Origin of the sequence: Streptomyces sp. MMCC 100, assembly GCF_041538145.2 — a bacterium.
Classification (GTDB): domain Bacteria; phylum Actinomycetota; class Actinomycetes; order Streptomycetales; family Streptomycetaceae; genus Streptomyces.
Map to the genome: position 1 here is coordinate 393922 of NZ_JBGORK020000001.1, position 19496 is coordinate 413417.

At 71.3% G+C, this 19496-nt stretch carries 16 protein-coding genes; 14 read left to right on the forward strand and 2 right to left on the reverse strand.

Annotated features, from left to right (window positions below):
- Positions 1–169: 169 nt before the first annotated feature.
- From ABS735_RS01980 to ABS735_RS02020, 9 genes are all read left to right on the forward strand, one after another.
- The gene (locus tag ABS735_RS01980) at positions 170–625 is read left to right on the forward strand and encodes a hypothetical protein (protein WP_373902842.1); all 456 of its coding nucleotides are present in this window, start codon (positions 170–172) and stop codon (positions 623–625) included.
- Between the two features lie 43 nt (positions 626–668).
- Positions 669–1559 (forward strand): TatD family hydrolase, encoded by an 891-nt coding sequence (locus ABS735_RS01985; RefSeq protein WP_373902844.1) that lies wholly within the window; start codon positions 669–671, stop codon positions 1557–1559.
- Positions 1560–1675: 116 nt separating this feature from the next.
- Positions 1676–3013, forward strand: coding sequence for a ubiquitin-like domain-containing protein (locus ABS735_RS01990; RefSeq protein WP_373902978.1), 1338 nt, complete (start codon positions 1676–1678; stop codon positions 3011–3013).
- Positions 3014–3167: 154 nt separating this feature from the next.
- A complete protein-coding gene (gene rsmA / locus ABS735_RS01995) occupies positions 3168–4028 on the forward strand; it encodes a 16S rRNA (adenine(1518)-N(6)/adenine(1519)-N(6))-dimethyltransferase RsmA (RefSeq protein WP_373902845.1) in 861 nt (286 codons plus the stop codon).
- A gap of 14 nt (positions 4029–4042) precedes the next feature.
- Positions 4043–4942 (forward strand): 4-(cytidine 5'-diphospho)-2-C-methyl-D-erythritol kinase, encoded by a 900-nt coding sequence (locus ABS735_RS02000; protein ID WP_373902846.1) that lies wholly within the window; start codon positions 4043–4045, stop codon positions 4940–4942.
- A 57-nt stretch (positions 4943–4999) separates the two neighbouring features.
- A complete protein-coding gene (locus ABS735_RS02005) occupies positions 5000–6814 on the forward strand; it encodes an ABC-F family ATP-binding cassette domain-containing protein (protein ID WP_373902847.1) in 1815 nt (604 codons plus the stop codon).
- 263 nt (positions 6815–7077) lie between these two features.
- Complete coding sequence (locus ABS735_RS02010; RefSeq protein WP_373902848.1) at positions 7078–8865, forward strand: outer membrane protein assembly factor BamB family protein; 1788 nt, start codon at positions 7078–7080, stop codon at positions 8863–8865.
- Positions 8866–8971: 106 nt separating this feature from the next.
- A complete protein-coding gene (locus ABS735_RS02015) occupies positions 8972–10900 on the forward strand; it encodes an outer membrane protein assembly factor BamB family protein (protein WP_373902849.1) in 1929 nt (642 codons plus the stop codon).
- Positions 10901–11131: 231 nt separating this feature from the next.
- A complete protein-coding gene (locus ABS735_RS02020) occupies positions 11132–11806 on the forward strand; it encodes a helix-turn-helix transcriptional regulator (RefSeq protein WP_373902850.1) in 675 nt (224 codons plus the stop codon).
- Positions 11807–12047: 241 nt separating this feature from the next.
- Here the strand turns inward: ABS735_RS02020 and ABS735_RS02025 are convergent, their stop codons facing one another.
- Together ABS735_RS02025 and ABS735_RS02030 are read right to left on the reverse strand one after the other, a co-directional pair.
- Complete coding sequence (locus ABS735_RS02025; protein WP_373902851.1) at positions 12048–12359, reverse strand: hypothetical protein; 312 nt, start codon at positions 12357–12359, stop codon at positions 12048–12050.
- Between the two features lie 21 nt (positions 12360–12380).
- A complete protein-coding gene (locus ABS735_RS02030; RefSeq protein ID WP_373902852.1) occupies positions 12381–14069 on the reverse strand; it encodes a sodium:solute symporter family protein in 1689 nt (562 codons plus the stop codon).
- A 214-nt stretch (positions 14070–14283) separates the two neighbouring features.
- On the opposite strand from ABS735_RS02030, the gene galT reads away from it, so the two are divergent.
- The 5 genes from galT to ABS735_RS02055 all read left to right on the forward strand — a co-directional run bounded on the left by galT (position 14284) and on the right by ABS735_RS02055 (position 19488).
- Positions 14284–15345 (forward strand): galactose-1-phosphate uridylyltransferase, encoded by a 1062-nt coding sequence (gene galT / locus ABS735_RS02035; RefSeq protein WP_373902853.1) that lies wholly within the window; start codon positions 14284–14286, stop codon positions 15343–15345.
- Entirely contained in the window at positions 15342–16304 is a 963-nt protein-coding gene (gene galE, locus ABS735_RS02040; RefSeq protein ID WP_373902854.1) for a UDP-glucose 4-epimerase GalE, read from the forward strand. The genes galT and galE overlap by 4 nt, the downstream gene beginning before the upstream one ends.
- A gap of 46 nt (positions 16305–16350) precedes the next feature.
- Complete coding sequence (gene galK / locus ABS735_RS02045) at positions 16351–17514, forward strand: galactokinase (protein ID WP_373902855.1); 1164 nt, start codon at positions 16351–16353, stop codon at positions 17512–17514.
- Between the two features lie 196 nt (positions 17515–17710).
- Positions 17711–18619 (forward strand): alpha/beta fold hydrolase, encoded by a 909-nt coding sequence (locus ABS735_RS02050; protein WP_373902856.1) that lies wholly within the window; start codon positions 17711–17713, stop codon positions 18617–18619.
- A gap of 215 nt (positions 18620–18834) precedes the next feature.
- Entirely contained in the window at positions 18835–19488 is a 654-nt protein-coding gene (locus ABS735_RS02055; RefSeq protein ID WP_373902857.1) for a hypothetical protein, read from the forward strand.
- Positions 19489–19496 lie beyond the last annotated feature (8 nt).

Here is a 19496-nt window from a genome sequence, read left to right on the forward strand (position 1 = left end):
CCACCTCGCTCTTGACCCGGACCGCCCTGCTCTTGACCCGCCCCTGACCTCGCGGGCACTCCCGCCAAGGGCAGCCCAAATCGGCTCAAATACTAGGCCGCACCTGGTGCTTTCCCGCTGGTGGAGGAGTCCACTGGAGGAAGGAGCAGAACGAGCCGAAGGAGCCGGGATGAGCATGAGTGAGAGCGCCGTGCGGACCGGAGCGCGTGCCGGTGCCACCGCCGTCGTCCACGAGTCGTACTCCTTCGCCTGCATGCGCTGCGGGCACGGCTGGGAGCAGTCGTTCGAGATCGAGCACCACACGGACACCGACGGCCGCGAGTTCGTGCTCTACGTCGTGGACGGCCGCGTCGTACCCTCCCCGCTGACCCGGCCGACCTGCGCCACCTGTGACAACCACGTCGTACGGATCATGCGCCCGGGCCGGGTCGCCTCGGTGCGCGGCACCACCCACGGGGCCCGCCGCGTGCCGCCGGCCGGCCCGCTCGAGGTGCCCCTGGTGCCGCGGCCGTCGCAGGTGCCCGAGGCGCCCGGGCTGGGGGCGCCGGGGCTCGGCGCCGGACACCGGCAGTGGCACCTGACCGACCTGCTGCAGGCCCTCCACCTCCACCGCAGGGCGAGCTAGCCGACCCTGCGGGGGCGCGCGGGAGCTTCCGTAGGATCGAGGTATGCCTTCGAACGCCTCGGGCCGGTCCGACAAGAACGACGCGCCCCCGCTCCCCGAGCCCCTCCGGGTGCCGGTCGCCGACTCGCACACCCACCTCGACATGCAGTCCGGCACGGTGGACGAGGCGCTCGCCAAGGCCGCCTCGGTCGGCGTCACGACCGTCGTCCAGGTCGGCTGCGACCTCGCCGGCTCCCGCTGGGCCGCCGAGACCGCGGCGGCGTACGACGCCGTCCACGCCACCGTCGCCCTGCACCCCAACGAGGCGCCGCGCATCGTGCACGGCGATCCCGACGGGTGGTCGCGGCAGGGAGCGCGGCAGCCCGGCGGTGACGCGGCCCTCGACGACGCCCTCGCGGAGATCGACCGGCTCGCGGCACTCCCGCAGGTCAGGGGCGTCGGCGAGACCGGCCTCGACTACTTCCGCACCGGTCCCGAGGGCAAGGAGGCGCAGGAGCGGTCCTTCCGCGCCCACATCGAGATCGCCAAGCGGCACGGCAAGACCCTCGTCATCCACGACCGCGACGCCCACACCGACGTCCTGCGCGTCCTCAAGGAGGAGGGCGCCCCCGAGCGCACCGTCTTCCACTGCTACTCCGGCGACGCGGAGATGGCCGAGATCTGCGCCCGCGCCGGGTACTACATGTCCTTCGCCGGCAACGTCACCTTCAAGAACGCCCAGAACCTGCGCGACGCCCTCGCCGTGGCCCCGGTGGAGCTGGTCCTGGTGGAGACCGACGCGCCGTTCCTGACGCCGGTGCCCTACCGGGGGCGGCCGAACGCGCCCTATCTGGTGCCGGTCACGGTGCGCGCCATGGCGGACGTGCGGGGCGTCGGCGAGGACACCCTGGCGACCGCCCTCGCCGCGAACACGGCCCGCGCCTTCGCCTACTGACACGCTGCGTAGTCGCGTCGCTTTGGAGAGTGACCGACCCTCCGCTAGGTTCTGGGTCCCGATCCGGACCCCTGGAGCGTGTCGGTGTGAGTGGAACGCAGTTCGAGACGACCGAGGTGTTCGAGGGACACCTCGGAGGACACCTCGAAGGACACCAGTACCTCGCACCGTACGACGTGCACAGCGCGCCGACCCTGCCGTACGGCGACACGTACCGGCCCGCGACGCCCGTCCACGAGCCGACCGCCCCCGCACTGCCCCGGCAGGGCACCGCACCGCAGGTCCGGCAGGCGCAGCCGGTCCGCGCGCCGGGTGACGGGCGGGCCGAGCGCCGGCGCCGGGCGCGGTGCGCGGGGCGCGCGGACACCTCCCTGCGCCGGCTGCTGCCGCGGGCGCTGGTCGTGGCGTTCCTCGCGGGCGGCACCACCGCCTTCGTCGCCAAGGACAAGGCCGTCGAGCTGACCGTCGACGGCGCCCCGCGCACCCTGCACACCTTCGCCGACGACGTGACCGAGCTGCTCGCCGAGGAAGGCGTCCAGGTGGGCGCCCACGACGTCATCGCACCGGCTCCCGGCACCCCGCTGACCAGTGGCGAGGACGTCACCGTCCGCTACGGGCGGCCCGTGCTGCTCACCCTCGACGGCCACCGGCGCCAGGTGTGGACGACCGCGGAGACGGTGGAGGGGGCGCTGCGGCAGCTCGGCGTACGGACCCAGGGCGCGTACCTGTCCACCGAGCCCTCCCGGCGCATCGGACGCGAGGGCCTCGCCCTGGTGGTGCGCACCGAGCGCGTGGTGACCGTCATGGCGGACGGCCGGACCCGCACCGTCCGCACCAACGCCGCGACCGTCCGGGAGGTCGTCGAGGAGGCCGGCGTCACCCTGCGCGGCGAGGACACCACCTCCGTCCCCGCGACCGGCTTCCCGCGCGACGGGCAGACCGTCACGGTGCTGCGGATCACCGGGTCCCAGGAGATCCGCGAGGACCCGATCCCCTTCGACGAGCGACGGACCGAGGACGCCTCGCTCTTCCGGGGCGCCGAGGTCGTCCAGGAGGCGGGCCGGCCCGGGCTGCGCCGCACCACGTACGCCCTGCGCACGGTCAACGGCGTCCGGCAGAAGCCGCGCCGCCTGCGCACCGAGGTGGTGCGCGAGCCCAGCCCGCGGATCGTGCGGGTCGGCACCCGGCCCCGGCCGGCCTCCGTCCACGGCGCCGACCGACTGAACTGGCAGGCCCTGGCCGCCTGCGAGTCGGGCGGCCGCCCGGACGCCGTCGACCCGTCGGGGACGTACGGCGGGCTCTACCAGTTCGACACCGACACCTGGCACGACCTGGGCGGCGAGGGCCGCCCCCAGGACGCGTCCGCCGCGGAGCAGACGTACCGGGCGCAGCAGCTGTACGTGCGCAGCGGCGCCGACGCCTGGCCGCACTGCGGCGCCCGGCTGCGGGGCTGAGGCCGGCCGCGGTACCCGGCTGTGGGGAGGAGGCCGGCCGCGGTACCCGGCTGTGGTGAGGAGGCCGGCCGCGGTGCCCGGCTGAGGGGACGAGGCAGACCGCGGCGCCCGGCTGCGGGAATGAGGCGGCCCGGCCCCCGGCTACCCTTGCGGGGTGAGCAGCCCCACCCCCGACGCCCTCCTGGGCCCCGCCGACGTCCGTGAACTCGCGGCGGCCCTCGGCGTGCGCCCCACCAAACAGCGCGGCCAGAACTTCGTCATCGACGCGAACACGGTCCGCCGTATCGTCCGCACCGCCCAGGTACGCCCCGACGACGTGGTGGTCGAGGTGGGACCGGGTCTCGGCTCGCTCACCCTGGCCCTGCTCGAGGCCGCCGACCGGGTCACCGCCGTCGAGATCGACGACGTGCTCGCCGGCGCCCTGCCCGCCACCGTCGCCGCCCGCATGCCGGAGCGCGCCGACCGGTTCGCGCTCGTGCACTCCGACGCGATGCACGTGACCGAGCTGCCGGGACCCGCGCCGACCGCCCTGGTCGCGAACCTCCCCTACAACGTCGCCGTCCCCGTCCTCCTCCACATGCTCGACACCTTCCCGAGCATCGAGCGGACCCTCGTCATGGTGCAGGCCGAGGTCGCCGACCGGCTCGCCGCCGGGCCCGGGTCGAAGGTGTACGGCGTGCCGTCCGTGAAGGCCAACTGGTACGCCGAGGTGAAGCGGGCCGGGTCCATCGGCCGCAACGTCTTCTGGCCCGCGCCGAACGTCGACAGCGGGCTCGTGTCACTCGTCCGGCGGACCGAGTCGCTCAGGACCACCGCGTCCAAGGCCGAGGTCTTCGCCGTCGTCGACGCCGCGTTCGCCCAGCGCCGCAAGACCCTGCGGGCCGCGCTCGCCGGGTGGGCGGGGTCGGCCGCCGCCGCCGAGGCCGCGCTCGTCGGCGCGGGCGTGTCGCCGCAGGCGCGCGGAGAGGCGCTGACCGTGGAAGAGTTCGCGCGTATCGCCGAGCACAAGCAGTAGGGAGTGACGAGCACGTGAGCGTGACGGTCCGCGTCCCCGCCAAGGTCAACGTGCAGCTCGCGGTCGGCGCCGCCCGCCCCGACGGCTTCCACGACCTGGCCAACATCTTCCTCGCCGTCTCCCTGTACGACGAGATCACCGCGACCCCGGCCGCCGACGGGCTCCGCGTCACCTGCGAGGGGCCGGACGCCGACCAGGTCCCCCTGGACCGCACCAACCTCGCCGCCCGCGCGGCGCTCGCCCTCGCCGAACGGTACGGGCGTGAACCCGACGTCCACCTCCACATCACCAAGGACATCCCCGTCGCCGGCGGCATGGCGGGCGGCAGCGCCGACGGCGCGGGCGCCCTGCTCGCCTGCGACGCCCTGTGGGGCACCGGCGCCTCCCGCGAGGAACTGCTCGAGATCTGCGCCGAGCTGGGCAGCGACGTGCCGTTCAGCCTGGTCGGCGGGGCGGCGCTGGGCACCGGGCGCGGGGAACGGCTGACGGAGCTTGAGGTGGGGGGCGACTTCCACTGGGTGTTCGCGCTGGCCGCGCGGGGACTGTCGACGCCGGCCGTCTTCCGCGAGTTCGACCGGCTGGGGGAGGGGCTGGACATTCCCGAGCCGGCCGCCGACCAGGCGGTGCTCGACGCCCTCGCCAAGGGCGACGCCACCGCGCTCGCCGTCGCCGTCACCAACGACCTGCAGCCCGCCGCGCTCTCCCTCTTCCCCGAGCTGTCCGACACCCTCGCTGCGGGCCGGGCGGCGGGGGCGCTGGCGGCACTGGTCTCGGGCTCGGGGCCCACCACGGCCTTCCTCGCCACGGACGCCAAGTCGGCCTCCGACATCGCAGGGGTGCTGCGGGCGTCGGGGACGTGCCGTGACGTGCGTACGGCGGTGGGGGCGGCGGCCGGGGCCACGGTCCTGGACTGAGGCCCACGGCGGCCGGACTACCCTGGAGGGTCGAGCGATCCCCCAGGCAGGAGAGAAATGGCCGTCAATCTGGTCAATGTCGAGAACGTCAGCAAGGTGTACGGCACCCGTGCACTCCTCGACGGCGTGTCCCTCGGCGTCTCCGAAGGGGACCGCATCGGTGTCGTCGGCCGCAACGGCGACGGCAAGACGACCATGATCCGGATGCTGGCCAGACTGGAGGAGCCCGACACCGGGCGGGTCACCCACTCCGGCGGGCTGCGGCTCGGGGTGCTCACCCAGCACGACTCCCTCGACCCCGCCGCCACCGTCCGGCACGAGGTCATCGGCGACATGGCCGACCACGAGTGGGCGGGCAGCGCCAAGATCCGGGACGTGCTGACCGGGCTGTTCGGCGGGCTCGACATGCCGGGGTTCCCGCAGGGGCTCGACACCGTCATCGGGCCGCTCTCCGGTGGTGAGCGGCGCCGGATCGCGCTGGCCAAGCTGCTCATCGAGGAACAGGATCTCGTCGTCCTCGACGAGCCCACCAACCACCTCGACGTCGAGGGCATCGCCTGGCTCGCGGGGCACCTGCGCGAGCGGCGGTCCGCGCTCGTGTGCGTCACCCACGACCGGTGGTTCCTCGACCAGGTCTGCACCCGCATGTGGGACGTGCAGAAGGGCGACGTCTACGAGTACGAGGGCGGCTACTCCGACTACGTCTTCGCCCGCGCCGAGCGCGAGCGCATCGCCGCCACCGAGGAGACCAAGCGGCAGAACCTGGTCCGCAAGGAGCTGGCCTGGCTGCGGCGCGGGGCACCCGCCCGCACCTCCAAGCCCCGCTTCCGCGTCGAGGCCGCCAACGAGCTGATCGCCGACGTGCCGCCGCCCCGGGACAGCAGCGAGCTGATGAAGTTCGCCTCGTCCCGGCTCGGCAAGACCGTCTTCGACCTGGAGGACGTCACCGTCCAGGCCGGCCCCAAGGTGCTGCTCAAGCACGTCACCTGGCAGCTCGGCCCCGGCGACCGCATCGGCCTGGTCGGTGTCAACGGCGCCGGCAAGACCTCCCTGCTGCGGGCCATGGCGGAGGCCGCCCGCAGCGACGGCGAGCAGCAGCCGGCGGGCGGGCAGGTGCGGGTCGGCAGGACCGTCAAGCTGGCGTACCTGTCGCAGGAGGTCGCCGAGCTGGACCCGAACTGGCGGGTGCTGGAGGCAGTGCAGCGCGTCCGTGAGCGCGTCGACCTCGGCAAGGGGCGCGAGATGACGGCGGGGCAGCTGTGCGAGACCTTCGGGTTCGGCAAGGAGAAGCAGTGGACGCCGGTCGGCGACCTCTCCGGCGGTGAGCGGCGTCGGCTGCAGCTGCTGCGGCTGCTCATGGACGAGCCCAACGTCCTCTTCCTCGACGAGCCCACCAACGACCTCGACATCGAGACCCTGACCCAGCTGGAGGACGTCCTCGACGGCTGGCCCGGCTCGATGATCGTCATCTCCCACGACCGGTTCTTCATCGAGCGCACCACCGACCGGGTCTTCGCCCTCCTCGGCGACGGCGCGCTGCGCATGCTGCCGCGCGGCATCGACGAGTACCTGGAGCGGCGGCAGCGCATGGAGGTGGCCGCCGCGTCGAGCGCCCCGGCCGTGGCGGCCAAGCCCGCCGCCGCCGTGCCCGAGAAGAGCGCCGCCGACGTGCGCGCCGCCAAGAAGGAGCTCCAGAAGATCGAGCGGCAGCTGGACAAGGTCTCCGAGAAGGAGACCAAGCTGCACGCCCGGATCGCCGAGAACGCCACGGACTTCGCGAAGGTGGCCGAACTGGACGCCGAGCTGCGCGAGCTGACGGGGCAGCGCGACGAGCTGGAGATGCGCTGGCTGGAACTGGCCGAGGACGCCTGAACCCCCTGCGTGCAGGGGGCGCGGGAGGTGTAAAGGGGGAGTGAAGGCGCGTAACAGAGGCATCACGGGCCGGTCCTCCCTTGGGAACAGGGGCGGACGCGGCCCGGTGGGGCGTTGGCCGCGGGTGATAGAAAGGCCGTCCGAGGACTGTCCGAGCACGGTCCGAGGCAGTTCGAACGATCGCCTTTGACGACTCCGGGGCCAGCGCGTGACCCGGGGCGTGGCTAAAAATCAGTGAGTAAGCAATAAGGGGGAACGCGCTGATGAGCCAGCCGCCGAATCAGCCGCCGCAGCCGGGTGGCTTCGGAGCACCGCAGGACCCGCCTCCGGGAGGCTTCGGGGCACCGACCCCGCCGCCCCCGCAGGGACCGCCGCCCGGCCCGCCGCCGCAGCCGGGCTACGGCTATCCGCAGCAGCCGGGCCAGCCCGGTCAGCCCGGTCAGCCGGGGCCGTACGCGCAGCCCGGACCGTACAACTCCGGCCCGTACGCCCAGCCGCAGCAGCCGGGGCCCTACGGCCAGCAGCCCGGCTACGGCTACCCGCAGCAGCAGTACCCCGGCATGCCCGGCGCTCCCGGTACCCCGCCGCCCGGCGGCTCCGGGTCCCGCAACCCCTTCAAGGGCAAGCCCGCCCTCGCCGTCGGCGCCGCGGTCGCCGCCCTGCTCGTCATCGGCGGCAGCGTGTGGGCCGTCACCGCGAGCGGTGGTGACGACGAGAAGGACAAGAAGCCCGTCGCCGCCAAGAGCGACGACCCCAAGCCCTCCGGCTCCAAGGGCGGCGCCCCGGTCAACCCCGGTGACGGCGGCGGCGACGGCGGCGAGGACCCCGAGGACCTCAACGAGGGCCGCCAGGCCGGCGAGTCCAAGGTGCTCTGGTACAAGGAGGCGCCCGACGCCCCCGGTTCCGGCGCCGACGCCGACGGCATGTGGATCACCGACAAGGCCGCGGTGAAGGCGGCGTACAAGCAGGTCTTCGCCTACAACGTCGGCGACGGCAAGCCCACCTGGGAGCCGGTCACCTTCCCGGAGAAGATCTGCTCGGTCACCCCGGAGAAGACGGCCGCCGACAAGATCGTCGTCGCCTACATGAGCGGCTCCAGCGACCGCGCCAAGTGCAACCAGCTCCAGGAGATCGACCTCGCCACCGGCGAGAAGGGCTGGTCCGAGGAGGTCGCCGACGGTGACCTGTTCGACTCCACGCTCTCCCTCGAACTCTCGCTCAGCGGCGACGTCATGATGGTCGGCCGCTCCCAGTCCGGCACCGCCTACGACGTCAGGAGCGGCAAGAAGCTCTACGACAAGAAGAAGTACGGCGACGCCTGCTTCCCCGCCGGATTCGCGGGCAGCGCGAACAAGCTCGTCCAGGTCGCCTCCTGCGGCGCCGGCGGCAACAACGAGCACGACGAGCTCCAGGGGCTCGACCCGAAGACCGGCAAGGTCCTGTGGACCTACAAGTACGAGAAGGGCTGGCGGATCGCCCGCGCCTACTCCGTCGACCCGCTCGTCGTCTACGCCACCAACGAGGACAAGAAGGTCTGGAACATCTCCAGCTTCACCTCCGGCGGCAAGGTCCTCGAACAGGTCGGCGTCGACGAGGACTTCGCCCCCGAGTGCGGCTGGGCCATCCTCGAACGCGACCTCCAGGGCTGCACGGGCGTGACCGTCGCCGACAACACCCTCTACCTGCCGACCGAGGCGACCAGCGGCGCCAACGAGATCGTCGCGATCAACCTCACCACCGGCAAGGAGAAGTGGCGCGCCAAGTCCCCCGCGGACGAGTCGATGACGCCGATCAAGGTCGAGGGCGACCAGCTCATCGCGTACGTCCAGCCGTCCTACGACGCGGGCGGCCAGGTCGTGTCCATCCCGACCGGCGGCAGCGGCCACAAGCCGGCCAAGCTGCTGCAGAACCCGCAGGGCGTCGCGGACATCGAGAACGGCTTCTACTCCAAGGACATCGACTGGGTCGACGGGCGGTTCTTCATCTCCAGCACCCGCCTGACCGGAAACGACGAGTCGAAGGAGAAGTTGATGCTCGCCTACGGCAAGTGACCTCTTCTCCGGCTTCCCCGGCTTCCCCGGCTTCCCCGGCTTGTCCGGCCGCGCTCCCGCGGCTCGTTCCGTCCCCGTCGTCTCCGCTCTCCGAGGTGCTCCCGTCATGACCCAGCCGCCGCCCCCGCCGCCCAACCAGCCCCCGCAGGGCGGCGGCTTCGGCCCGCCGCAGAACCAGCCACCGCAGAACCAGCCACCGCAGCCGCCCACGCCGCCCTCCGGACCCGACCTCGGCAAGGCTCCCGAGCCGGGCTACGGCTACCCGCAGACGCCCGGGTCCGCCCCGCAGACCCCGCCGCAGGCCCCCGCTGCTCCGCCGACCCCGCCCGCGGGGCCGCCGCAGCAGCAGCCGGGGTACGGATACCCGCAGACGCCGCCGCAGCCCCAGCCGGGGTACGGCTACCCCGGTCAGCAGCCGGGTCAGCCGGGACCGTACGGACAGCCGACGCCGCCGTACGGCCAGCCGGGGCAGCCCGTCCAGCCGGGGCAGCCCGGCTACGGCTATCAGCCCGGCTACCAGCCTCCGACCATGGCCATGCAGCCGCAGGCCGCGGGCGGGCCGGGCGGCGGCCGGAAGATCAACGCGCAGGTCGCGATCATCGTCTCGGCCGTCGTCGCGATCGCGCTGATCATCGGCGGCGGGATCTGGTACGCCGGCTCCTCCGGCAAGGACGACGGCAAGAAGGACACCGCCGGCACCAGTGGCGGCAAGGGCGGCGACGGCGGTACGGACCAGAAGGGCGGGGACGGCGGCAAGTCCTCCGGCGCCAAGGAGAAGGCGCCCTCCGACCCCGCCGCCAACGTGCTCTTCCAGGTCCCCATGCCCGCGGTGAGCAAGGAGGACAGCAGCGTCGTCGTCTCCGGCTCGTGGCTCACCGACAAGGTGTACGCCAAGAGCGGCGTCGCCGAGGTCGTCGGGTACGACGCCGACAAGGGCAGCAAGAAGTGGTCGATCAAGCTGGACGGTCCCGTCTGCGCCGTCACCCCGCACGTCACCGACGACAACAAGACGGTGATCATCCACCAGCCCGCCATGCCGACCAAGGCGGAGCCCTCGCACGGCTGCACCCAGGTCGCGGTCCTCGACCTGGACGCCGGGAAGAAGGTGTGGACGAAGACCGCAGGCGAAGGGCCGCTCTCCTTCGACAACGTCACGATCAGCGGTGACACCGTCGCCGCCGGCAGCACCGAAGGCGGGGTCGCCTTCGACATCGCCAAGGGCGACATCCTCTGGTCCCCGAAGACGACCGACACCTGCTACGACGCGGGCTACGGCGGCGGCGAGAAGCTGGTCGCGGTGCGCAAGTGCGGCTCGTACGACGCCCGGCAGCTGAACATCCAGACCATCGACCCGAAGAGCGGGAAGGTGCTCTCCGAGTACAAGATGGCCAAGGGCATCGAGTACGCGGCTGTGGTGTCGACGAACCCGCTGGTCGTGGCCGCCGACGTCGGCGACTCCGCCGGTGACGGCAGCGGCATCTCGGACTTCTTCTCCATCGACAACAAGACCGGCAAGCTGCTCACCCGCATCTCGGCACCCGGCGCCCAGTACGCGGCCCGCTGCGACAGCATCACCAAGCCCGAGAGCTGCAACGGACTCACGGCCGGCAACGGCAAGCTCTACATCGCGACCGAGGAGCACGAGGGCAGCGGCGAGTCGTACAGCCAGGCCAACGAGGTCGTCGCCTTCGACCTGACCACCGGCAAGCAGACCGGCCAGCGCGCGGACTCCGGCGACGACTACACGATCACCCCGCTGCGCATGGACGGCGGCAACGTGATCGCCTACAAGCGCCCGCCGTACGACAAGGGCGGCCAGATCGTGAGCATCGACGGCGCCACGTTCAAGCAGACGACGCTGCTGGAGAACCCGGCGACGGAGGCGGTGCGGGACGTGGAGTCCAGCATGTCGCCGGACTACTCGGAGCTCATCTACTCGCAGGGGCACCTGTACATGTCGCAGGTGTACGCCAGCGAGCCGAGCAGCGCGGACGAGAAGGAGTACCTGGCGATCGGATTCGGCACCAGCGGCTGACGCCGACGCCGACGCCGACGCTGACGCCGACGCCGACGCCGTCGCCGTTGCGTGGGTGACCGTCCCGGCCCCGCCCCTGTTCGAGGGGCGGGGCCGACCGCGTTGCGGGGGATTTCGGTGCTCCGGGTCGGTTCTCGCCGGTAGGGGCAGCGCGCGGGCGGGCGAGCGTGTAGCTTCCGGGGACATGCCGGGGGCATGCCGGGGTGGACCGGGTGACTGGGGGGTTGCTCCATGGGAGTACGGCTCATGGTGGTCGACGATCACCGATTGCTCGCCGAGGCGCTGGCCTCGGCGCTGAAGCTGCGGGGGCACCGGGTGCTGGCCGCGGCGGCACCCGCCGCGGGCGCGGCGGAGCTGGTGATCAGCAGGGCGCCCGAGGTCTGCCTGCTGGGGACCGCGACACCGGCCGAGCCGGGGAACTTCGACCCGGTGGTGCGGATCAAGCAGGAGCGCCCGCAGGTGGCGGTACTGGTGCTGGGCCCGGTGCCGAGCCCTCGCGGCATCGCGGCGGCGTTCGCGGCGGGGGCGTCGGGGTACGTGCGGCACGACGAGCGCATAGAAGGCGTCGAGCGGGCGATCATGAAGGCGCGGGCCGGGGAGGCGGCGGTGGCGCCGGCGTTGCTGCAGGGGGCCTTCGGCGAACTGCTGAACCCGGCGGCCCAGCCCGACGACGAGGGACAGCGGCTGCTGCAGATGCTCACCCCGCGGGAGGTGGAGGTGCTGGTGCGGGTCGCGGACGGCGAGGACACGCGGCTGATCGCGGCCGGCATGGGGATCGCCCCGTCGACGGCGCGTACGCATGTCCAGCGGGTCCTGATGAAACTGGGCGTGGGCTCCCGCCTGGAGGCGGCCGCGCTGGCCGCGCGGACGGGGTTGCTGGACCGGGCGGGTGCCTCCGGCGGCTGAGCGGGTACGGGATGCCCGCGGCGCCTGCGCCGCTGTGGGCGGTCGCGCCGCTGGGGCGATGGGGGTCCCCCCCCGCTCGAGCGAAGCCGAGAGTGGGGGAGGGTGGGCGCTGGGGGCACCTCCCAGGCCGTTCAGGCACTGGGGGAGGCACCCGGCAAGCGCCGGCCCGCGTCACCCACCTCCGCGCCCACCCCCACGCCGGGCAACTGGAGAACGCCGGGCCGGCGTCAGAATCGCACCGTCACTCCTTGCCGGCGGCCTCCTCCAGCGGCGGCGTGGGCGGCGCCGCGGGCCGCAGCTTCAGCCAGGCCAGGAAGAAGATCCCCAGGACCAGCATCCCCACGCCGGTCCACAGGTTGATGTTCACCCCCTGCGCCTTGTCGATGTCGTCGTCGGACGCCACGAAGCCCGCGATCGTCACGATGACGCCGTAGATCACGAACAGGCCGCCGATGATCCGCCGGATGTCGAACAGCCGCGCGGCGGTGACGGACTTGGTCTCCAGCTCGGAGACCTCGTCCTGGACGTTCTTGTCGGAGTAGGAATCAGACATGCTCTCTCAATCCTCCCGCGATCAGAACGAGAACGGGATGTAGCAGGCGGCGGCCAGGACGACCGCCCCCCAGCCCAGCAGCGCCGGCTTGCGGTACCACGCGTCGTCGCCCTTGGCGGGCGCCTCGGACATGCCGGGGGAAGTGGTGCCGTAGACCAGGCCCTGGAGCTCGGTGACCGGCTTCGGCTTCGTGAACAGGGACACGGCGACCATGACCACCGCACCGGCGACGAAGCCGGCGATCGCGGAGACGAAGTTGGCACCCTGGTCGGAGGGGATGTCGATGATGCCCTGCTTGTAGATGACGAAGTAGTTCACCATCGCCGCCGTGGTGCCCGCGATCAGGCCCCAGAAGCCGGACTTCATCGACGCGCGCTTCCAGAACATGCCGATGATGAAGACCACGAACATCGGCACGTTGAAGAAGGAGAAGAGCGTCTGGAGGTAGCTCATGATGTTGGAGAACGAGGAGGCCAGGAACGCCGTGCCGATGGAGGCGAGGACGCCGATCACCGTGATCAGGCGGCCGAAGCGGACGTAGTAGCCGTCCTCCCGGTCCTTCACCACGTACTTCTGCCAGACGTCGGTGGTGAAGACCGTGTTGAAGGAGGAGATGTTCGCCGCCATGCCGGCCATGAAGGCCGCCAGCAGGCCGGTCACCGCGATGCCGAGGACACCGTTGGGCAGCAGCTGCTGCATCAGGTACGGGATCGCGTCGTTGTACTGGAGGTCCGAGCCGGGCGTGCCGATCTTCGGGACCAGGACGGCGGCGACCAGGCCCGGGATCATCACCACGAAGACGATGAAGATCTTCGGGAAGGCCGCGATCAGCGGCGTGCGCTGGGCCGCGGAGAGGTTCTTCGCCGACAGGGCGCGCTGCACCTCGGCGAAGTTCGTCGTCCAGTAGCCGAAGGAGAGGACGAAGCCGAGGCCGAGGACGATGGTCAGCCAGTTGGCGCCCAGTGGGTTCTCGCTGCCGATGCCCGTGCCGCCCCACGCCGTCATGAAGTCGGAGCCGTGGGACTTGGAGAGCGAGTCGGACAGGCCGTCCCAGCCGCCGACCTTCTTCAGGCCCAGAATGGTGATCGGGATGAGGCCGGCCAGGATCACGAAGAACTGGAGGACCTCGTTGTAGATGGCCGAGGAGAGGCCGCCCAGGGTGATGTACGCCAGGACGAAGAAGCCGGCCACCACGATGGCCACCCACTCCGGCCAGCCGAGGAGCGCCTCGACGACGATCGCGAGGGCGTACAGGTTCACGCCGGCGATCAGGATGGCGGCCACGGCGAACAGGGCCGAACTGAGCAGGTGGGAGGCCTTGTCGAAGCGGAGGAGCAGGAACTCCGGGACCGAGCGGACCTTCGAGCCGTAGTAGAACGGCATCATCACCAGGCCGAGGAAGACCATCGCCGGGATGGCGCCGATCCAGTACCAGTGGGTCGTGTAGACGCCGTACTGGGCGCTGTTGGCGGCCATGCCGAGGATCTCGGTGGCACCCAGGTTGGCGGCGACGAAGGCGAGGCCGGTGACCCAGGCGGGCAGTGAACGGCCGGACAGGAAGAAGTCCAGGCTGGTCTTGACCGAACGCCGGGCGGCGAAGCCGATGCCCAGGACGACCACGAAGTAGATCCCGAGGATCGTGTAGTCGAGCCAGTTGGTGGGGAGTCGAAGCTCTGCGGCTAGGTAAGTGGAGCTTGTGGGGGTTTGCATTAAGCACTCGCTTCGTTCGCGAACTGATCCGGAGCGGAACCTACGCCTCCGCGTTCAGTAATTGAACACTTCTGGTGATGAACTTTGTTTGATTGTGATGAACGAGAGTCGCGGTGGCGGGCGTGGTGGGTTGTGATGTGTTATGTTTGATTGTGTTCGGTGATTGATGGGTGTCCTTGGTGACCGCCATGGGTGGGTGCAGAGGAGTGCGGCAGTGAAGAAGACCTCGACCCGGCTGGCCGACGGCCGTGAGCTGGTCTACTACGACCTGCGGGACGACACCGTGCGTGACGCCGTGGACCGCCGTCCGCTGGAGCGGACCGTCACCACCTCCGAGGTCCGCCGCGACCCGCTGCTCGGTGACTCGGTCGCCGTCGCCTCGCACCGCCAGGGCCGCACCTACCACCCGCCGGCCGACCAGTGCCCGCTGTGCCCGTCGCGCGGCGACCGCCTGAGCGAGATCCCGGACTCGTCGTACGACGTCGCGGTCTTCGAGAACCGCTTCCCCTCGCTGGCGGGCGACTCCGGCCGCTGCGAGGTCGTCTGCTTCACCTCCGACCACGACGCCTCGTTCGCCGACCTGAGCGAGGAGCAGGCCCGGCTCGTGCTCGACGCCTGGACGGACCGCACCTCCGAGCTGTCCCATCTGCCCTCCGTTGAACAGGTGTTCTGCTTCGAGAACCGGGGCGCCGAGATCGGCGTGACGCTGGGTCACCCGCACGGGCAGATCTACGCCTACCCGTTCACCACCCCGCGCACCGCCCTGATGCTCCGTTCACTCGCCGCCCACAAGGACGCCACGGGCGGGGAGAACCTGTTCGACTCCGTCCTGGCGGAGGAACTGGCCGGCGACCGGGTCGTCCTGGAGGGTGAACACTGGGCCGCCTTCGTGCCGTACGCCGCGCACTGGCCGTACGAGGTGCACCTCTACCCGAAGCGGCGGGTGCCCGACCTGCTCGGCCTCGACGAGGCGGCGCGCACAGAATTCCCCAAGGTCTATCTGGAACTCTTGAGGCGCTTCGACCGGATCTTCGGCGAGGGAGAGCCTCCGACGCCCTACATCGCGGCCTGGCACCAGGCGCCGTTCGGGCAGCTCGAGGAGTTCGAGGGCGTGACGCGGGACGACTTCGCGCTGCACCTGGAGCTTTTCACCATCCGCCGTACGTCGGGCAAGCTGAAGTTCCTCGCGGGCTCCGAGTCCGGCATGAACGTGTTCATCAACGACGTGCCCCCGGAGCGCGCGGCCGAGCGACTGCGAGAGGTAGCGAGTTCATGAGCGGGAAGTACCTGGTGACAGGTGGTGCGGGATACGTCGGCAGCGTCGTCGCCCAGCATCTGGTGGAGGCCGGGCACGAGGTCGTCGTGCTCGACAACCTCTCGACGGGCTTCCGCGAGGGTGTGCCGGCCGGTGCCTCGTTCATCGAGGGCGACATCCGCGACGCCGCCAAGTGGCTGGACGCCTCGTTCGACGGCGTGCTGCACTTCGCCGCCTTCTCCCAGGTCGGCGAGTCGGTCGTCAAGCCCGAGAAGTACTGGGACAACAACGTCGGCGGGACCATGGCCCTGCTGGAGGCCATGCGGGGCGCGGGCGTGCGGCGGCTCGTCTTCTCCTCCACCGCCGCCACGTACGGCGAGCCGGACCAGGTCCCGATCGTCGAGTCCGCGCCGACCAAGCCCACGAACCCGTACGGCGCCTCCAAGCTCGCCGTCGACCACATGATCACCGGTGAGGCGGCCGCCCACGGGCTGGGTGCGGTCTCACTGCGCTACTTCAACGTCGCGGGCGCCTACGGCCAGTACGGCGAGCGCCACGACCCCGAGTCGCACCTCATCCCGCTCGTCCTCCAGGTGGCGCAGGGCAGGCGTGAGGCGATCTCCGTCTTCGGTGACGACTACCCGACGCCGGACGGCACCTGCGTGCGCGACTACATCCACGTCGCCGACCTGGCCGAGGCCCACCTGCTGGCCGTGGCCGCCGCCACCCCGGGCGAGCACCTCATCTGCAACCTGGGCAACGGCAACGGTTTCTCGGTCCGCGAGGTCGTCGAGACGGTGCGCCGGGTGACCGGCCACCCGATCCCCGAGGTGGTGGCCCCGCGCCGGGGCGGCGACCCGGCGGTCCTGGTGGCGTCGGCGGACACCGCCCGCGAGAAACTGGGCTGGAACCCGTCCCGCGCGGACCTCGCGGGGATCGTGTCGGACGCGTGGGAGTTCGCGCAGCGGCGCGCGGGCTAGTACGTACGGTATTCACGGACTTTCCGGAAGGGCGAGGGGTCAGGGCATGGGCGAGGCTGTCGCGGAAACCGTCGGCAAGCGGTTCCGGGAGCTGTACGGGGCGGAGCCGGAGGGAGTGTGGGCGGCGCCCGGCCGGGTGAATCTCATCGGCGAGCACACCGACTACAACGACGGCTTCGTCATGCCGTTCGCCCTGCCGCACCGGGCCGTCGCGGCGGTCTCCCGGCGCGACGACGGCATCCTGCGCCTGCACTCGGCCGACATCGCGGCCGACCCGGTCGAGCTGCGCGTCGCCGACCTGACCCCCGGCTCGGACAAGTCCTGGACCGCGTACCCCTCGGGTGTCGTCTGGGCGCTGCGCGAGGCGGGCCACGAGCTGACCGGCGCGGACATCCACCTGGCCTCGACGGTCCCGGCGGGTGCGGGGCTCTCGTCCTCGGCGGCCCTGGAGGTCGTCGTCGCCCTGGCGCTGAACGACCTCTACTCCTTCGACCTGCGGGGCCGGCAGCTGGCCCGCCTGTGCCAGCGCGCGGAGAACGTCTACGTCGGCGCCCCCGTCGGCATCATGGACCAGACGGCCTCCGCCTGCTGCGAGGAGGGCCACGCCCTCTTCCTCGACACCCGCGACCTCTCCCAGCGCCAGATCCCCTTCGACCTCGCCGCCGAGGGCATGCGCCTGCTGGTCGTCGACACCCGCGTCAAGCACTCCCACAGCGAGGGCGAGTACGGCAAGCGCCGGGCCGGCTGCGAGAAGGGCGCCGCGCTGCTGGGCGTCGACGCCCTGCGCGACGTGCCGTACGCCGACCTGGATGCCGCGCTGGAACGCCTCGGCGACGAGGAGGAGGTGCGCCGCCTGGTCCGGCACGTCGTCACGGAGGACGAGCGCGTGGAACGGGTGGTCTCGCTCCTGGAGTCCGGCGACACCCGGGCCATCGGCCCCGTCCTGGTGGAGGGCCACGCCTCGCTGCGCGACGACTTCCGGATCTCCTGCCGCGAGCTGGACCTGGTCGTGGACACGGCCCTCGCCTCCGGCGCCCTCGGCGCCCGCATGACGGGCGGCGGCTTCGGCGGCTCGGCGATCGTCCTGGTGGAGGCCGCCGACGTGGACGCCGTCACCAAGGCGGTCGAGGACGCCTTCGCGGCGGCGGACCTCAAGGCGCCGCGGGTGTTCGAGGCGGTGCCTTCGGCGGGGGCCCGGCGGGTGGGATGACGGTCCGGGGGGTCCGCGCGGGAGCCTGCGCGCTTGTCCCCCGGGGGAGCTACGGGCAGGTGTCCACCGCAGGGTGACGATCAGGGGCTGCCGGATCCATAGAGTCTTCATCAGTCGCCGGGAACGACAACCGGCCGGCCGAGAAAGACCCTTGAGCACCTGACTCGTACCCCACCCTTGCCTGCTGGAGGCTCCCATGTTCCGCACCCTCGCCAAGGCGACCGCTGCGATCGCCGTCCTCTGCACCGTGGCCGGCGCGGGACTGGTCCTCAACGAGGAGTACGCCAACGCGGGCACCGAGGACACCTCCTCCGCGGCTTCGGCGGGCGCCTCCTTCACCGGCGAGAAGAAGATCCGCATCGACGGCCGCACGGTCGACGTCTCCTGCTCCGGCCGCGCCACGCACCGCCACGAGCCCCTGGTGATGCTGATGGCCGGCGGCGGCGAGGGCCTGGACAACATGGCCCCGCTCCAGAAGACGTTGAGCAAGTCGAACCGGGTCTGCTCCTACGACCGCCTCGGCGAAGGCAAGAGCGACAAGCCCGCCCCGGGCACCCTGCAGACCATGGACGACACCGGCGCCCTGCTCACGAAGGTCCTCGACCGCCTCGCCGGCGACCGCCCCGTCGTCCTGGCGGGCCACTCCCTGGGCGGCTGCATCGCCGCCCGCTACACCCCCGGCCACACCGACCGCGTCAAGGGCCTGGTCCTCCTCGACGCCACCGTCCCCCACCTCACCCGCGACATGAACCGCACCATCCCCTCCGACGCCACCGGCATGGCCGCACAGCTCCGCGACGGCGCCCTCGCCGCCAACGAGGGCCAGAACCCGGAGCAGTTGGTCATCGCCGACGGGCCGGTCCGCTCCGCCGGACGCATCCCCGTGGAGATCCTCGAGCACGAGTCCCAGTACGCCGAGGTCCCCCAGTACGGCCCCGCCCTCGAAGAGATGTGGGCCGAGGGCCAGCGCGAATGGCGGAAGATCTCCCGCAACAGCCATCTCACCACCGCCAAGGGCAGCGGCCACTACATCCACACCGACCGCCCCGACCTCGCCCTCGAGGCCATCCACAAGGTCACCCGCCGCGCCGCGCACGCCCACTGACCGCCCGGCGCCCCACCGACCGGCCCTGGGCCGTGGCTTCCCCCGCCACGGCCCAGGGCCCTTCTGCCTTCTGCTGAGAAGACGTGATCGCGGCACCTCTAGCAGTTCGATCGCTTTGCCAGGCAGGCCTGACGTAAACCCATCTGGTGTCGCTCGTGGCCCGGTCGATAGCGTTGCCACACTTGTGCAAACTGTCGCCCCACCGGGAGCTGTCCGTGAACCGCCGCCCAACCCTTCTCACCGCCGCGCTGACTGCCGTCGCGGCCCTGTCGCTCTCCGCCTGCGCGGGCGGTGACGACAGCCCCGAGGGCAACGACAAGATTGCCGGCGCCGACACGGGGGATGCTACTTCTACATCGCCCTCCAAGTCGCCTTCGCGAGCGTCCAACCGCCCGGAAATCAAGCTCCCCTCGGATCTGACCATGACGTTCGAGGACGGCAAGACCGGTGACCCCGTCAAGGATGCGGTACTCGCCGACAACGCCGACCGTATGCGTGCCACCAACGCTGCGATCGCAGGAACGGATCCCAAGGCAGAGGCCCTGAACTTCTACAACTCTGGCAGGGCACTGGAAGCGGCCGCGACCTGGGTGGAAAAGTTCAAGAAGGGCAACCTGGGCATCACAGGGACGATTAGGTACTACGACAGGACCGTCACGCTTGAAGGCAGCAAGACGGCCTCGCTCGTCTTCTGTGCCGACGAGAGCAAGGGGTATGCCAAGGACCTGAAGACGGACAAGCCCAAAGTCACGACCCCGTCCGATGAGGACTTCATCCTCTACAACACCCGGCTGGAGAAGAGTGACGACGGGATCTGGCAGACCACACGCATTGTTTCGACCGCAGGAGCCAAGCAGTGCCTGAAGTGAAACGGGGG

What these genes read in the sequence shown, in the direction of transcription:
- ABS735_RS01980 (WP_373902842.1), top strand. Translation starts at nt 170, where the DNA reads ATGAGCATGAGTGAGAGCGCCGTGCGGACCGGAGCGCGTGCCGGTGCC.
- ABS735_RS01985 (WP_373902844.1), top strand. Translation starts at nt 669, where the DNA reads ATGCCTTCGAACGCCTCGGGCCGGTCCGACAAGAACGACGCGCCCCCG.
- ABS735_RS02005 (WP_373902847.1), top strand. Translation starts at nt 5,000, where the DNA reads ATGGCCGTCAATCTGGTCAATGTCGAGAACGTCAGCAAGGTGTACGGC.
- ABS735_RS02010 (WP_373902848.1), top strand. Translation starts at nt 7,078, where the DNA reads ATGAGCCAGCCGCCGAATCAGCCGCCGCAGCCGGGTGGCTTCGGAGCA.
- ABS735_RS02015 (WP_373902849.1), top strand. Translation starts at nt 8,972, where the DNA reads ATGACCCAGCCGCCGCCCCCGCCGCCCAACCAGCCCCCGCAGGGCGGC.
- ABS735_RS02020 (WP_373902850.1), top strand. Translation starts at nt 11,132, where the DNA reads ATGGGAGTACGGCTCATGGTGGTCGACGATCACCGATTGCTCGCCGAG.
- ABS735_RS02025 (WP_373902851.1), bottom strand. Translation starts at nt 12,359, where the DNA reads ATGTCTGATTCCTACTCCGACAAGAACGTCCAGGACGAGGTCTCCGAG.
- ABS735_RS02030 (WP_373902852.1), bottom strand. Translation starts at nt 14,069, where the DNA reads ATGCAAACCCCCACAAGCTCCACTTACCTAGCCGCAGAGCTTCGACTC.
- galE (WP_373902854.1), top strand. Translation starts at nt 15,342, where the DNA reads ATGAGCGGGAAGTACCTGGTGACAGGTGGTGCGGGATACGTCGGCAGC.
- galK (WP_373902855.1), top strand. Translation starts at nt 16,351, where the DNA reads ATGGGCGAGGCTGTCGCGGAAACCGTCGGCAAGCGGTTCCGGGAGCTG.
- ABS735_RS02050 (WP_373902856.1), top strand. Translation starts at nt 17,711, where the DNA reads ATGTTCCGCACCCTCGCCAAGGCGACCGCTGCGATCGCCGTCCTCTGC.